Source organism: Paramesorhizobium endophyticum (assembly GCF_014640615.1).
Taxonomy (GTDB): Bacteria; Pseudomonadota; Alphaproteobacteria; order Rhizobiales; family Rhizobiaceae; genus Paramesorhizobium; species Paramesorhizobium endophyticum.
The window spans coordinates 24,382-37,989 of record NZ_BMHH01000002.1; the positions used below are offsets into that span (position 1 = coordinate 24,382).

At 60.8% G+C, this 13,608-nt stretch carries 24 protein-coding genes; all 24 read left to right on the forward strand.

Annotated elements, in window-relative coordinates; translation table 11 throughout:
• Window positions 1–27 precede the first annotated feature (27 nt).
• Entirely contained in the window at window positions 28–498 is a 471-nt protein-coding gene (gene rpsG, locus IEX53_RS02520) for a 30S ribosomal protein S7 (RefSeq protein ID WP_188821169.1), read from the forward strand.
• A gap of 30 nt (window positions 499–528) precedes the next feature.
• Window positions 529–2,616 carry an elongation factor G gene (gene fusA, locus IEX53_RS02525; protein ID WP_188821171.1) on the forward strand — a complete coding sequence of 696 codons (2,088 nt, stop codon included), beginning with the start codon at window positions 529–531 and terminating at the stop codon, window positions 2,614–2,616.
• Window positions 2,617–2,677: 61 nt separating this feature from the next.
• Window positions 2,678–3,853, forward strand: coding sequence for an elongation factor Tu (gene tuf / locus IEX53_RS02530; RefSeq protein WP_188821149.1), 1,176 nt, complete (start codon window positions 2,678–2,680; stop codon window positions 3,851–3,853).
• A gap of 73 nt (window positions 3,854–3,926) precedes the next feature.
• On the forward strand, window positions 3,927–4,235 hold the full coding sequence (gene rpsJ, locus IEX53_RS02535) for a 30S ribosomal protein S10 (RefSeq protein WP_002964363.1): 309 nt from the start codon (window positions 3,927–3,929) through the stop codon (window positions 4,233–4,235).
• 27 nt (window positions 4,236–4,262) lie between these two features.
• Window positions 4,263–5,000, forward strand: a complete 738-nt coding sequence (gene rplC, locus IEX53_RS02540; protein WP_188821173.1) for a 50S ribosomal protein L3 — start codon at window positions 4,263–4,265, stop codon at window positions 4,998–5,000.
• On the forward strand, window positions 5,000–5,638 hold the full coding sequence (gene rplD, locus IEX53_RS02545; RefSeq protein ID WP_188821175.1) for a 50S ribosomal protein L4: 639 nt from the start codon (window positions 5,000–5,002) through the stop codon (window positions 5,636–5,638). The genes rplC and rplD overlap by 1 nt, the downstream gene beginning before the upstream one ends.
• The gene (locus tag IEX53_RS02550) at window positions 5,631–5,924 is read left to right on the forward strand and encodes a 50S ribosomal protein L23 (protein WP_188821176.1); all 294 of its coding nucleotides are present in this window, start codon (window positions 5,631–5,633) and stop codon (window positions 5,922–5,924) included. Before rplD ends, IEX53_RS02550 begins: the two co-directional genes overlap by 8 nt.
• A gap of 21 nt (window positions 5,925–5,945) precedes the next feature.
• Entirely contained in the window at window positions 5,946–6,779 is an 834-nt protein-coding gene (gene rplB, locus IEX53_RS02555; RefSeq protein ID WP_188821178.1) for a 50S ribosomal protein L2, read from the forward strand.
• Between the two features lie 14 nt (window positions 6,780–6,793).
• Entirely contained in the window at window positions 6,794–7,072 is a 279-nt protein-coding gene (rpsS, locus tag IEX53_RS02560) for a 30S ribosomal protein S19 (protein WP_188821180.1), read from the forward strand.
• Between the two features lie 2 nt (window positions 7,073–7,074).
• Window positions 7,075–7,464, forward strand: a complete 390-nt coding sequence (gene rplV, locus IEX53_RS02565; RefSeq protein ID WP_188821182.1) for a 50S ribosomal protein L22 — start codon at window positions 7,075–7,077, stop codon at window positions 7,462–7,464.
• Window positions 7,464–8,174, forward strand: coding sequence for a 30S ribosomal protein S3 (gene rpsC / locus IEX53_RS02570; RefSeq protein ID WP_188821184.1), 711 nt, complete (start codon window positions 7,464–7,466; stop codon window positions 8,172–8,174). The genes rplV and rpsC overlap by 1 nt, the downstream gene beginning before the upstream one ends.
• Before the next feature lie 26 nt (window positions 8,175–8,200).
• The gene (gene rplP / locus IEX53_RS02575; RefSeq protein WP_188821185.1) at window positions 8,201–8,614 is read left to right on the forward strand and encodes a 50S ribosomal protein L16; all 414 of its coding nucleotides are present in this window, start codon (window positions 8,201–8,203) and stop codon (window positions 8,612–8,614) included.
• Window positions 8,615–8,681: 67 nt separating this feature from the next.
• Complete coding sequence (rpmC, locus tag IEX53_RS02580; protein WP_188821187.1) at window positions 8,682–8,882, forward strand: 50S ribosomal protein L29; 201 nt, start codon at window positions 8,682–8,684, stop codon at window positions 8,880–8,882.
• Between the two features lie 13 nt (window positions 8,883–8,895).
• Window positions 8,896–9,138 carry a 30S ribosomal protein S17 gene (rpsQ, locus tag IEX53_RS02585; protein ID WP_188821189.1) on the forward strand — a complete coding sequence of 81 codons (243 nt, stop codon included), beginning with the start codon at window positions 8,896–8,898 and terminating at the stop codon, window positions 9,136–9,138.
• Window positions 9,139–9,205: 67 nt separating this feature from the next.
• Window positions 9,206–9,574 carry a 50S ribosomal protein L14 gene (gene rplN, locus IEX53_RS02590; protein ID WP_068881785.1) on the forward strand — a complete coding sequence of 123 codons (369 nt, stop codon included), beginning with the start codon at window positions 9,206–9,208 and terminating at the stop codon, window positions 9,572–9,574.
• A gap of 12 nt (window positions 9,575–9,586) precedes the next feature.
• Window positions 9,587–9,901 carry a 50S ribosomal protein L24 gene (rplX, locus tag IEX53_RS02595; protein ID WP_188821191.1) on the forward strand — a complete coding sequence of 105 codons (315 nt, stop codon included), beginning with the start codon at window positions 9,587–9,589 and terminating at the stop codon, window positions 9,899–9,901.
• A complete protein-coding gene (gene rplE, locus IEX53_RS02600; protein WP_188821193.1) occupies window positions 9,894–10,451 on the forward strand; it encodes a 50S ribosomal protein L5 in 558 nt (185 codons plus the stop codon). The genes rplX and rplE overlap by 8 nt, the downstream gene beginning before the upstream one ends.
• Window positions 10,452–10,476: 25 nt before the next feature.
• A complete protein-coding gene (rpsN, locus tag IEX53_RS02605) occupies window positions 10,477–10,782 on the forward strand; it encodes a 30S ribosomal protein S14 (protein WP_188821195.1) in 306 nt (101 codons plus the stop codon).
• Between the two features lie 12 nt (window positions 10,783–10,794).
• Complete coding sequence (rpsH, locus tag IEX53_RS02610) at window positions 10,795–11,193, forward strand: 30S ribosomal protein S8 (protein WP_188821197.1); 399 nt, start codon at window positions 10,795–10,797, stop codon at window positions 11,191–11,193.
• Between the two features lie 39 nt (window positions 11,194–11,232).
• Window positions 11,233–11,766 carry a 50S ribosomal protein L6 gene (rplF, locus tag IEX53_RS02615; protein ID WP_188821198.1) on the forward strand — a complete coding sequence of 178 codons (534 nt, stop codon included), beginning with the start codon at window positions 11,233–11,235 and terminating at the stop codon, window positions 11,764–11,766.
• Window positions 11,767–11,778: 12 nt separating this feature from the next.
• Window positions 11,779–12,141, forward strand: coding sequence for a 50S ribosomal protein L18 (rplR, locus tag IEX53_RS02620; protein ID WP_188821200.1), 363 nt, complete (start codon window positions 11,779–11,781; stop codon window positions 12,139–12,141).
• Window positions 12,142–12,219: 78 nt separating this feature from the next.
• The gene (gene rpsE, locus IEX53_RS02625) at window positions 12,220–12,783 is read left to right on the forward strand and encodes a 30S ribosomal protein S5 (RefSeq protein ID WP_188821202.1); all 564 of its coding nucleotides are present in this window, start codon (window positions 12,220–12,222) and stop codon (window positions 12,781–12,783) included.
• Window positions 12,784–12,812: 29 nt separating this feature from the next.
• Window positions 12,813–13,013 (forward strand): 50S ribosomal protein L30, encoded by a 201-nt coding sequence (gene rpmD / locus IEX53_RS02630; protein WP_188821203.1) that lies wholly within the window; start codon window positions 12,813–12,815, stop codon window positions 13,011–13,013.
• Between the two features lie 21 nt (window positions 13,014–13,034).
• Entirely contained in the window at window positions 13,035–13,511 is a 477-nt protein-coding gene (gene rplO / locus IEX53_RS02635; RefSeq protein WP_188821205.1) for a 50S ribosomal protein L15, read from the forward strand.
• Window positions 13,512–13,608: the final 97 nt, after the last annotated feature.

Sequence of the window (13,608 nt, forward strand, 5' to 3'; positions counted from 1 at the left end):
GCCCGATGTAATTAGAAAGACAAGAACATGTCCCGTCGCCATAGAGCAGAAAAGCGTGAGATCAATCCGGACCCGAAGTTCGGCGATCTCGTCATCACCAAGTTCATGAATGCCATCATGTTGCATGGCAAGAAGTCGATCGCCGAGAAGATCGTCTATGGTGCGCTTGACTCTGTCGAGGTCAAGGCGAAGCAGGAGCCGGTCGCGCTGTTCCATCAGGCGCTGGACAATGTCGCTCCGCACGTCGAGGTTCGCTCTCGCCGCGTCGGTGGCGCCACCTATCAGGTGCCGGTCGATGTTCGTCCGGAGCGCCGTCAGGCTCTGGCCATCCGCTGGCTCATCAATGCCGCTCGCGGTCGCAATGAAACCACGATGGTCGATCGTCTCTCGGGTGAGCTCATGGACGCCGCCAACAATCGCGGCTCGGCTGTGAAGAAGCGTGAAGACACGCATCGCATGGCGGAAGCCAACCGCGCATTTTCGCATTACCGCTGGTAATCATCGAACCTGTTCAAAGAGGCAGCCACCATGGCCCGCGAATACAAAATCGAAGACTACCGTAATTTCGGTATCATGGCGCATATCGACGCTGGCAAGACCACGACGACCGAGCGCATCCTGTACTACACCGGCAAGTCGCACAAGATCGGCGAAGTCCATGACGGCGCCGCGACGATGGACTGGATGGAGCAGGAGCAGGAACGCGGCATCACCATCACCTCGGCTGCCACGACCACGTTCTGGCAGGGCCGCGATGGCAAGAAGCGCCGCTTCAACATCATCGACACCCCGGGCCACGTGGACTTCACCATCGAGGTCGAGCGCAGTTTGCGCGTTCTCGACGGCGCTGTCGCGCTGCTGGATGCCAATGCCGGCGTCGAGCCGCAGACCGAAACCGTATGGCGCCAGGCTGAGAAGTATCATGTCCCGCGCATGTTCTTCGTCAACAAGATGGACAAGATCGGTGCTGACTTCTACCGCTCGGTCGAGATGATCAAGACCCGCCTCGGCGCCAAGGCTGTCGTCATGCAGCTGCCCGTCGGCGCGGAAAGCGATTTCAAGGGCGTCGTCGACCTGATCGAGATGAAGGCCCTGATCTGGCGCGACGAGACGCTCGGCGCTGCCTGGGATGTCGTCGATATCCCTGCCGACCTCAAGGACAAGGCCGAAGAATACCGCGAGTTGCTGATCGAGAGCGCCGTCGAAGTCGACGAGGCCGCGATGGAAGCCTATCTCGAGGGCAAGATGCCGTCGAATGAAGAGCTGCGCGCTCTGATCCGCAAGGGCACCTGCAACGTCGAATTCCACCCGGTTTTCTGCGGCTCCGCCTTCAAGAACAAGGGCGTCCAGCCGCTCCTCGACGGTGTGGTGGACTATCTGCCGTCGCCGGTCGACGTTCCCGCCATCAAGGGCATCGACGCCAAGACCGAAGCCGAGACCACGCGCGAATCCTCCGACGAAGCGCCGCTGGCCATGCTCGCCTTCAAGATCATGAATGACCCGTTCGTCGGCTCGCTCACTTTTGCTCGTATCTATTCCGGCAAGATGACCAAGGGCGTTTCGCTCGAGAACACGGTCAAGGGAAAGAAAGAGCGCATCGGCCGTATGCTGCAGATGCACTCCAATTCCCGTGAGGATATCGACGAAGCCTTTGCCGGCGACATCGTCGCTCTGGCAGGCCTCAAGGAGACCACCACGGGCGATACGCTCTGCGATCCGCTGAAGCCGGTTATCCTCGAGCGCATGGAATTCCCTGAGCCGGTCATCGAGATCGCGATCGAGCCCAAGACCAAGGCCGACCAGGAAAAGATGGGCATCGCGCTCAACCGCCTGGCCGCCGAGGATCCTTCCTTCCGCGTCAAGTCGGACGAAGAGTCGGGCCAGACCATCATCGCCGGCATGGGCGAGCTGCATCTCGACATTCTCGTGGACCGTATGCGTCGCGAGTACAAGGTCGAGGCGAATATCGGCCAGCCGCAGGTTGCCTATCGTGAATCGATCACGAAGACCGCCGAAATCGACTACACCCATAAGAAGCAGTCCGGCGGTTCGGGCCAGTTCGCCCGCGTCAAGATCGTCTTCGAGCCGCATGATGGCGACGATTTCATCTTCGAATCGAAGATCGTCGGCGGATCGGTTCCGAAGGAATACATCCCGGGCGTGCAGAAGGGTATCGAGAGCGTCATGGGCGCCGGTCCGCTTGCGGGCTTCCCGATGCTCGGCGTCAAGGCGACGCTGATCGACGGCGCGTACCACGATGTTGACTCGTCCGTGCTGGCATTCGAAATCGCGGCCCGCGCCGCGTTCCGCGAAGGCGCGCAGAAGGCTGGCGCCCAGCTCCTCGAGCCGATCATGAAGGTCGAGGTTGTGACGCCGGAAGATTACGTCGGTGACGTGATTGGCGACCTGAACTCCCGCCGTGGCCAGATCTCGGGCACGGAGGCCCGTGGCATTGCTACGGTCGTCAATGCAAACGTGCCGCTCGCCAACATGTTTGGCTATGTGAACACGCTGCGTTCGATGAGCCAGGGACGCGCCCAGTACACCATGCAGTTCGACCATTATGAGCCGGTTCCGACCGCGGTCGCACAGGAAATCCAGAAGAAGTTTGCGTAACCTGTTCGGTTCCGCTTGATCCACAAATGCCCGAGCAGGCTATAATTACGGAGTAGCTCAAATGGCGAAGAGTAAGTTTGAACGTACGAAGCCGCATGTTAACATTGGCACGATCGGCCATGTCGACCACGGCAAGACGTCGCTGACGGCGGCGATCACGAAGTATTTCGGTGAGTTCAAGGCGTATGACCAGATCGACGCCGCTCCGGAAGAGAAGGCGCGCGGCATCACCATCTCGACCGCGCATGTCGAGTACGAGACGGAGAACCGTCACTACGCCCACGTCGACTGCCCTGGCCACGCCGACTATGTGAAGAACATGATCACCGGCGCGGCGCAGATGGACGGCGCGATCCTGGTTTGCTCGGCTGCCGACGGCCCGATGCCCCAGACCCGCGAGCACATCCTGCTCGCCCGTCAGGTCGGCGTTCCCGCGATCGTCGTGTTCCTGAACAAGGTCGACCAGGTCGACGATCCGGAGCTGCTCGAGCTGGTTGAGCTCGAAGTCCGCGAGCTTCTGTCGAAGTACGACTTCCCCGGCGACGATATCCCCATCGTCAAGGGCTCGGCTCTGGCTGCTCTCGAAGACTCCAACAAGGAGATCGGTGAGGATGCGGTTCGCGAGTTGATGAAGGCCGTCGATGCCTACATCCCGACGCCAGAGCGTCCGATCAACATGCCGTTCCTGATGCCGATCGAAGACGTGTTCTCGATCTCGGGCCGCGGCACGGTTGTCACGGGCCGCGTCGAGCGCGGTGTCGTCAAGGTCGGCGAGGAAGTCGAGATCGTCGGCATCAAGCCGTCAACCAAGACGACTGTCACCGGCGTTGAAATGTTCCGCAAGCTGCTCGATCAGGGCCAGGCCGGCGACAATATCGGCGCGCTGATCCGTGGTGTCGGCCGTGAAGACGTCGAGCGCGGCCAGGTGCTGTGCAAGCCGGGTTCTGTGAAGCCGCACACGAAGTTCGTGGCCGAGGCTTACATCCTGACCAAGGACGAAGGTGGCCGTCATACGCCGTTCTTCACCAACTACCGCCCGCAGTTCTACTTCCGCACGACGGACGTGACCGGCGTGGTGACGCTGCCCGAGGGCACGGAGATGGTGATGCCCGGCGACAACGTGACGATGGACGTGACGCTGATCGTTCCGATCGCCATGGAAGAGAAGCTGCGCTTCGCTATCCGTGAAGGCGGCCGCACCGTCGGCGCCGGCATCGTGTCGAAGATCGTCGAGTAATAAGAAGATTGTGCAGGGGGCGCCTATCCGTCCACACCGGATAGGCGTCAGCCGCGAACAAGGAACAGATGAAATGAACGGTCAAAACATCCGCATTCGCCTCAAGGCGTTTGATCATCGGATCCTTGACGCTTCGACGCGGGAAATCGTGTCGACTGCCAAGCGTACCGGTGCCAATGTGCGCGGACCGATCCCGCTTCCGACGCGGATCGAGAAGTTCACGGTCAACCGGTCGCCGCACATCGACAAGAAGAGCCGCGAGCAGTTCGAGATGCGCACGCACAAGCGTCTTCTCGATATCGTTGACCCGACCCCGCAGACCGTCGATGCGCTGATGAAGCTCGACCTCTCCGCTGGTGTCGATGTCGAGATCAAGCTTTAAGGCTTGAGGACGGAAGGAACGAACCCGATGCGTTCAGGTGTTATTGCACAGAAGCTGGGCATGACGCGCGTCTACAATGACGCTGGCGAGCATGTGCCGGTGACGGTTCTCCGGATGGAGAGCTGCCACGTGGTGGCCCAGCGTACAGTTGAAAAGAACGGCTACACGGCTGTCCAGCTTGGTGTTGGACTTGCCAAGGTCAAGAACACGACCAAGGCGTTGCGCGGACATTTCGCCGCTGCCTCCGTCGAGCCCAAGGCCAAGGTAGCCGAATTCCGCGTTTCGCCCGACAATCTTCTTGATGTCGGCGTCGAGATCACGGCTGAGCATTTCGTGCCCGGCCAGAAGGTCGACGTAACCGGCACTTCGGTCGGCAAGGGCTTCCAGGGCGTCATGAAGCGCCACAATTTCGGCGGCCATCGCGCTTCGCACGGTAACTCGGTTACCCACCGCGCGCATGGTTCGACCGGTCAGCGCCAGGACCCCGGCAAGGTGTTCAAGGGCAAGAAGATGGCCGGTCACATGGGCCAGACCCGCGTGACCACGCAGAACATCGAAGTCGTGTCCACCGACCTCGACCGCGGCCTCATTCTGGTTCGCGGCGCCGTTCCGGGTTCGAAGGGCGCATGGATCCTGGTGCGCGATGCCGTGAAGAGCTCGCTGCCCGAGAATGCGCCGAAGCCGGCGGCTCTGCGCCAGGCGGCAAAGACCGAAGCAGCGTCCTCCGCGCCGGAAGCGGCCGCAGCGACTGAGGGAGCCGAATAATGGATCTCACGATTACAACTCTTGAAGGCAAGGACGCCGGCAAGGTGAAGCTCTCCGAGGAGATCTTCGGCCTCGACCCGCGCGAGGACATCCTGCAGCGCGTCGTGCGCTGGCAGCTTGCCCGCCGCCAGCAGGGCACGCATCAGACCAAGACGCGCGGCGAAATCTCCCGCACCGGCGCCAAGATGTACAAGCAGAAGGGTACGGGCCGCGCCCGCCATCACTCCGCTCGTGCTCCGCAGTTCCGTGGCGGCGGCAAGGCCCATGGCCCGGTTGTCCGCAGCCATGACCATGACCTGCCGAAGAAGGTCCGTGCGCTCGGCCTGCGTCATGCGCTTTCGGCCAAGGCCAAGTCCTCCGACCTGATCATCATCGACGATCTGGCGGCGAGCGAAGCCAAGACCAAGCTGCTGACGGCACAGTTCGCCAAGCTCGGCCTCGACAACGCGCTGCTCATCGGCGGCACGGAACTCGACGCCAACTTCAAGAACGCGGCGTCGAACATTCCGAACATCGATGTGCTGCCGGTGCAGGGCATCAACGTTTACGACATCCTTCGTCGTGGCAAGCTCGTTCTTTCCAAGGCGGCGATCGAAGCCCTAGAAGTTCGTTTCAAGGGGAGCGTTTCAAATGACTGATCTTCGCCACTACGACGTGATCGTCAGCCCTGTCATCACCGAGAAGTCCACCATGGTTTCCGAGCATAACCAGGTGGTCTTCAACGTGGCCCGCAAGGCGACGAAACCGGAAATCAAGGCTGCGGTCGAAGCGCTGTTCGGCGTGAAGGTCACTGCTGTGAACACCGCCGTGCGCAAAGGCAAGGTGAAGCGGTTCAAAGGCACCATCGGACGCCAGAGCGATGTCAAGAAGGCGGTCGTGACGATTGCCGAAGGCCAAACCATCGACGTTTCGACTGGTCTTTGAGAGGCCGTGGAGTAAAAGACAATGGCACTCAAGCATTATAACCCAACCACGCCCGGCCAGCGTCAGCTGGTTCTCGTGGATCGCTCCGAGCTCTACAAGGGCAAGCCGGTCAAGTCCCTGACCGAAGGCCTGACGAAGAAGGGCGGACGCAACAATTACGGCCGCATCACCGCCCGTTACCAGGGCGGCGGTCACAAGCGGACCTATCGTTTCGTCGACTTCAAGCGCCGCAAGCACGATGTTGCCGCGACGGTCGAGCGTCTTGAGTACGATCCGAACCGCACGGCTTTCATCGCGCTCATCCGTTATGCCGATGACGAGCTGTCCTACATTCTGGCGCCGCAGCGCCTGGCGGTCGGCGACACGGTCATCTCCGGCCAGTCCGTCGACGTGAAGCCGGGCAATGCGATGCCTCTGGCCTCCATGCCCGTCGGCACCATCATCCACAATGTGGAGATGAAGCCGGGCAAGGGCGGCCAGATCGCCCGCTCCGCCGGTACGTATGCCCAGCTCGTGGGCCGCGACCAGGGAATGGCGATCCTTCGCCTGAACTCCGGCGAACAGCGTCTGGTTCACGGTTCCTGCTTCGCCACGGTCGGCGCGGTTTCGAACCCGGACCATGGCAACATCAGCCTGGGCAAGGCCGGCCGCCGTATCTGGCTCGGCAAGCGTCCGAGCGTCCGCGGCGTCGCGATGAACCCGGTCGACCATCCGCATGGCGGTGGTGAAGGCCGTACCTCCGGTGGTCGTCATCCTGTTTCTCCGTGGGGCAAGCCCACGAAGGGCAAGAAGACGCGCTCCAACAAGGCGACGGACAAGTTCATCATGCGTTCGCGTCACCAGCGCAAGAAATAAGAGGGTAGTCTGAAATGGCTCGTTCAGTTTGGAAAGGACCGTTCATCGACGGCTATCTTCTCAAGAAGGCTGAGAAGGTACGCGATGGCGGTCGTAATGAGGTCATCAAGATCTGGAGCCGTCGCTCCACGATCCTGCCGCAGTTCGTCGGCCTGACCTTCGGCGTCTACAACGGCAACAAGCATGTGCCGGTGTCGGTGTCCGAGGAAATGGTTGGACACAAGTTCGGTGAATTCGCACCCACCCGGACCTATTACGGTCACGGTGCGGACAAGAAGGCGAAGAGGAAGTAACGATGGGCAAGGCCAAGGCTCCGCGCCAGCTTAAGGATAACGAGGCGAAAGCCGTCGCCCGCACACTCCGCGTCAGCCCGCAGAAGCTCAACCTGGTGGCGAGCTTGATCCGTGGCAAGAAGGTGAGTGCGGCTCTGGCCGATCTGGAGTTCTCGCGCAAGCGGATCGCCGGAACGGTGAAGAAGACGCTGGAATCGGCGATCGCCAACGCAGAAAACAATCACGATCTCGATGTCGATGCTCTGGTCGTCGCGGAAGCCTATGTCGGCAAGTCGATCGTCATGAAGCGCTTCCACGTCCGTGGCCGCGGCCGCGCGAGCCGGATCGAGAAGCCGTTCTCGCATCTCACCATCGTCGTCCGCGAAGCCGCGGAAAAAGGGGAGGCCGCATAATGGGCCAGAAGATTAATCCGATCGGCTTCCGCCTCGGCATCAATCGCACCTGGGATTCGCGCTGGTATGCGAATACCGGCGAGTACGGCAAGCTTCTGCATGAGGACCTCAAGATCCGTCAGTACCTGATGGAAGAGCTCAAGCAGGCCGCGATCTCCAAGGTTGTCATCGAACGCCCGCACAAGAAGTGCCGCGTGACGATTCACTCGGCTCGTCCGGGCATCATCATCGGCAAGAAGGGCGCCGACATCGAGAAGCTGCGCAAGAAGCTTTCCGAGATGACGAATTCCGACGCCGCGCTCAACATCGTCGAAGTCCGCAAGCCGGAGATCGACGCGGTGCTGATCGCCCAGTCGATCGCACAGCAGCTGGAACGCCGTGTGGCATTCCGCCGCGCGATGAAGCGCGCCGTGCAGTCGGCCATGCGTCTTGGCGCCGAAGGCATCCGTATCAATTGCTCGGGCCGTCTTGGCGGCGCGGAAATCGCGCGCATGGAATGGTACCGTGAAGGCCGCGTACCGCTGCACACGCTGCGCGCCGATATCGATTACGGCACGGCCGAAGCCCAGACCGCCTATGGCATCTGCGGCGTCAAGGTGTGGGTGTTCAAGGGCGAGATCCTCGAGCACGACCCGATGGCTTCCGAGCGCCGCGGCATCGAGGGCGACGCCCAGGGCCAGTCTTCGAACCGCCGTCGCGAAAACGCCTGACGGTTAGGGAATTGGAGTAGAGAACAATGTTGCAGCCTAAGCGCACAAAGTTCCGCAAGCAGTTCAAGGGCCGTATCCACGGCGCGTCGAAGGGCGGCACGGAACTCAATTTCGGCGCCTTCGGATTGAAGGCCCTGGAGCCGGAGCGGGTCACCGCGCGTCAGATCGAAGCGGCCCGCCGCGCGATCACGCGCCAGATGAAGCGTCAGGGCCGGGTCTGGATCCGTATTTTCCCGGACGTGCCGGTCACCTCGAAGCCGACCGAAGTCCGTATGGGTAAGGGCAAGGGCGGCGTGGACTACTGGGCGGCGCGCGTTGCCCCCGGTCGTGTCATGTTCGAGCTTGACGGCGTACCGGAGGATGTGGCACGTGAGGCGCTCCGACTCGGGGCGGCCAAGCTCCCGATCAAGACGCGCTTCATCCAGCGTATCGCAGAATAAAAGCATGGTCCCGAAAAGTTGCGAGACTTTTCGGGTCAGATCATGCGCTTAGATAAGGGAAGCAGCCATGAAAGCCGCTGAAGTACGGTTGCAAACCGTTGACCAGATGAATGATGAGCTGGCCAAGCTGAAGAAAGAGCAGTTCAACCTGCGTTTCCAGAAGGCAACCGGCCAGCTCGAGAAGACCGCGCGGGTCAAGCAGGTCCGCCGGGATATCGCACGTATCAAGACTATCGCCCGCCAGAAGGCGGCCGAAAGCAAGGCATAAGGAAAAGAAAATCATGCCTAAGCGCGTTCTGCAGGGCGTTGTCGTCAGCGACAAGAACGACAAGACTATTGTCGTCAAGGTCGAGCGGCGCTATTCGCATCCGCTCCTCCAGAAGACCGTGCGCCAGTCCAAGAAGTACAAGGCGCATGACGAAAACAATCAGTTCAAGGTCGGTGACCTGGTTTCCATCGAGGAATCCAAGCCGATTTCGAAGGACAAGTGCTGGGTCGTCGTTACCGACGGGTCGGCGGGCTAACAAACAACAGCAATCGAGGGCAGGGCGGAACGTCCGGTCCGGCTGAACGAAAAGAAGGCGGCCAGTCATGATTCAGATGCAAACAAACCTCGACGTCGCGGATAATTCCGGCGCCCGTCGTGTCATGTGCATCAAGGTGCTGGGCGGCTCGAAGCGGAAATATGCTTCGGTCGGCGACATCATCGTCGTTTCGATCAAGGAAGCAATTCCGCGCGGCCGCGTGAAGAAGGGTGACGTGATGAAGGCGGTTGTCGTGCGCACCGCCAAGGATATCCGTCGCGCCGATGGCAGCGTTATCCGGTTCGATAAGAACGCTGCCGTTTTGATCGATAACAAGAAAGAGCCTATCGGCACCCGTATCTTCGGACCGGTTCCGCGCGAGCTGCGCGCCAAGAACCACATGAAGATCATCTCGCTGGCTCCGGAAGTTCTTTAAGGGTACGAGACGATGCAGAAGATTCGCAAAGGCGACACGGTCGTCGTTTTGGCCGGCAAGGACAAGGGGCGTACGGGCGAAGTGCTCAGCGTCTCCCCCAAGGAAGACAAGGCCGTCGTGCGCGGCATAAATATGGTTAAGCGCCATCAGCGTCAGACCCAGACGCAGGAAGCGGGCATCATCACCAAGGAAGCCCCGATCCACCTGTCCAACCTGGGCGTTCGCGATCCGAAGGACGGCAAGCCGACACGCGTCGGTTTCCGTATCGAGGATGGCGGCAAGAAGGTGCGTGTGGCAAAGCGTTCTGGAGAGTTGATCGATGGCTGAGGCAAAGATCGAACCGCGCTTGAAGAAGCAATACCAGGACGTAGTCCGCAAGGCGCTTCTCGAGCAGTTCAAATATGATAACGAGATGCAGATTCCGCGCGTCGAGAAGGTCGTGCTGAATATGGGTATCGGTGAAGCGACGGGCGACTCCAAGAAACCCACCGTTGCCGCCGAGGATCTCGCTCAGATCGCGGGCCAGAAACCGGTGATTACGCGCGCTCGCAATTCCATCGCGACCTTCAAGGTCCGTGAGAATATGCCGATCGGCGCGAAGGTTACGCTCCGCAAGGACCGTATGTACGAGTTCCTGGATCGCCTGATCACGATTGCGCTGCCGCGCGTTCGCGACTTCCGCGGCCTGAACCCGAAGAGCTTTGATGGTCGTGGCAACTTCGCCATGGGTATCAAGGAGCACATCGTGTTCCCGGAGATCAACTACGACAAGGTTGATCAGATCTGGGGCATGGACATCATCGTTTGCACGACTGCTACGACGGATGATGAAGCACGCGCCCTGCTGCGCGCCTTCAACTTCCCGTTCCGGCAGTAACGGCAAGCGTAGCGAGGTAATTGAAATGGCCAAGACTAGCGCAGTTGAAAAGAACAGGCGCCGTGAAAAGTTGGTTAAGCGTTACGCTGCGAAGCGCGCGCGTTTGAAGGCGGTTGTCATGAACCAGGGCCTTCCGCTGGACGAGCGCTTCCGCGCCACCATCCAGCTAGCCGAACTCCCGCGTAACTCGTCCAAGGTTCGCATCCGCAATCGTTGCGAGGTGTCGGGTCGTCCGCGCGGTTTCTACCGCAAGCTCAAAATGTCGCGTATCGCGCTGCGCCAGCTGGGTTCGCTCGGCCAGGTGCCGGGCGTGGTCAAGTCGAGCTGGTAAGGGAGAAGCCCCATGTCTATGTCAGATCCTCTCGGCGATATGCTGACCCGTATCCGTAACGCGATTGGCCGCAAGAAGACGAAGGTGTCTACGCCTGCGTCGAAGCTGCGCGCCCGCGTTCTGGATGTGCTCCAGTCCGAAGGTTATATCCGCGGCTACAGCCAGACTGAGTTCGAGAACGGCAAGGCCGAGATCGAAATCGAGCTGAAGTACTACGAAGGCGCGCCGGTGATCCGCGAGATCACCCGCGTTTCGAAGCCTGGCCGCCGCGTCTATGTATCGGTCAAGTCGATTCCGCATGTTGCGAACGGCCTTGGTATCTCGATCCTCTCCACGCCGAAGGGCGTGATGGCGGATCACGAGGCCCGCGAACAGAACGTTGGTGGTGAGCTGCTCTGCCGCATTTTCTAATGCGGTTGAGAGCTTGCAGATAAACGGACAGGTAAAAAAATGTCTCGTATCGGTAAAAAACCCGTGCCGGTCCCGGCAGGTGTGACCGCCACCGTTGAAGGTCAGACCATCAAGGCCAAAGGCGCGAAGGGCGAGCTTTCGTTCGTCGTCAATGATGAAGTGCTGGTGAAGCTGGAAGACAACGCGGTTCATGTCGAGCCGCGCGACCAGTCGAAGGCGGCGCGGTCGAAGTGGGGCATGTCCCGCACGATGATCGCCAATATCCTCAGCGGCGTGAAAGACGGCGTCGAGAAGAAGCTCGAGATCACGGGCGTCGGCTATCGCGCGGCGATGCAGGGCAAGAACCTGCAGCTTTCGCTGGGCTTCAGCCACGAAGTGATCTACGAGGTTCCGGCTGGAATCACTGTTGCTGTGCCGAAGCCGACGGAAATCGTCGTCACCGGCATCGACAAGCAGCAGGTCGGCCAGGTCGCCGCGGAGATTCGCGAGTATCGCGGCCCCGAGCCCTACAAGGGCAAGGGCGTCCGGTACGCCGGCGAAAAGATCGTCCGCAAAGAAGGCAAGAAGAAGTAAGGGGCTCGCGTCATGGCATCGCCGAAAGAAACCATTCAGCGCCGCGCATCGCGCGTTCGCCGTCAGATCAAGGCGGTCGCCAATGGCCGTCCGCGGCTCAGCGTGCATCGCTCTTCGAAGAACATCTACGCTCAGATCATCGACGATGCACGCGGCGTCACCATTGCCGCCGCTTCCACGCTCGATGGCGAGCTGAAGGGCTCGTTGAAGACCGGTGCGGACACGGCTGCGGCCGCCGCCGTTGGTAAGCTCGTCGCCGAGCGCGCCTCGAAGGCCGGTGTGAAAGAAGTCGTGTTCGATCGCGGCTCGTTCATCTACCACGGCCGCGTCAAGGCGCTGGCTGAGGCCGCCCGCGAAGGTGGCCTGAGCTTCTAAGCTTTTAGCCGGATAGCCCCGTCAGCGGGGCTATCCATTTATCAATTGTGCTTCCGGAAAAGAAAAAGGAACTAGGAAATGGCACAGAGAGAACGTAACCGCGACGACCGCGGCGGTCGCGAGGAACGCGACAGCGAGTTCGTCGATAAGCTGGTTCACATTAACCGCGTCGCCAAGGTCGTCAAGGGCGGCCGTCGCTTCGGTTTTGCTGCGCTCGTCGTCGTCGGCGACCAGAAGGGCAGGGTGGGCTTCGGTCATGGCAAGGCGCGCGAAGTGCCGGAAGCCATCCGCAAGGCCACAGAGGCTGCCAAGCGCGATCTGATCTTCGTGCCGCTGCGTTCGGGCCGCACGCTTCATCATGACGTCGAAGGCCGTCATGGCGCTGGCAAGGTGCTCGTTCGCGCCGCCGCTCCCGGTACCGGTATCATCGCCGGTGGTCCGATGCGCGCCGTCTTCGAAACGCTCGGCGTGCAGGACGTCGTCGCCAAGTCGCTCGGATCGTCGAACCCGTACAACATGGTTCGCGCCACCTTCGATGCGCTGAAGCATCAGATGCATCCGAAGGATGTGGCTGCCCAGCGCGGCATCAAGTACTCGACCCTTCAGGCCCGCCGCCACACTGTGGTCGGCGCCGAAGAATAGTCGCCTGCGCAAGACAAGGAAGATAAGTGATGGCTGAGAAGAAGAAGGGCAAGACGGTTACGGTCGAACAGACCGGCAGCCCCATCCGTCGTCCGTCCGAGCAGCGCGCAACGCTGATTGGTCTGGGTCTTAACAAAATGCATCGTCGCAGCACCCTGGAAGATACCCCGTCCGTTCGCGGCATGATCGCCAAGGTTCAGCATCTCGTCCGCGTTGTGGACGAGGCCTGATAATTTGGGAGATTGAACAAGATGAAACTCAACGATCTGCGTGACAAGCCGGGCGCAACCAAGGCCCGCAAGCGCGTTGCCCGTGGTATCGGCTCCGGCACCGGCAAGACTGCCGGTCGCGGCGTCAAGGGTCAGAAGGCTCGTTCCGGCGTTGCCATCAATGGCTTCGAAGGCGGCCAGATGCCGATCTATCGGCGCCTGCCGAAGCGCGGCTTCACCAACATCTTCGCCAAGAGCTACAATGTCGTTTCAGTCGGCCGCGTCCAGCAGGCCATCGACGCCGGCAAACTCGATGCGAAGGAAGTGGTGAATGCCGAGACGCTCATCGCCGCCGGCGTCATCCGCCGCGCGAAAGATGGCGTACGCCTGCTCGCCGATGGCGAACTCACCGCCAAGGTGAGCTTCGACATCGCCGGCGCGTCCAAGGCCGCCATCGAGAAGGTCGAGAAATCGGGCGGCTCGGTGAAGCTGCCGGAAGCCGCGGCAGCCGCCGAGTAAGCATAGAGTCGGCAAGCGGTGACAAGTATGTGCAGCCGGGTGGAAACACCCGGCATTGCATAATGCGGCAAACGAACTAATCTCACCGCTTGCACCT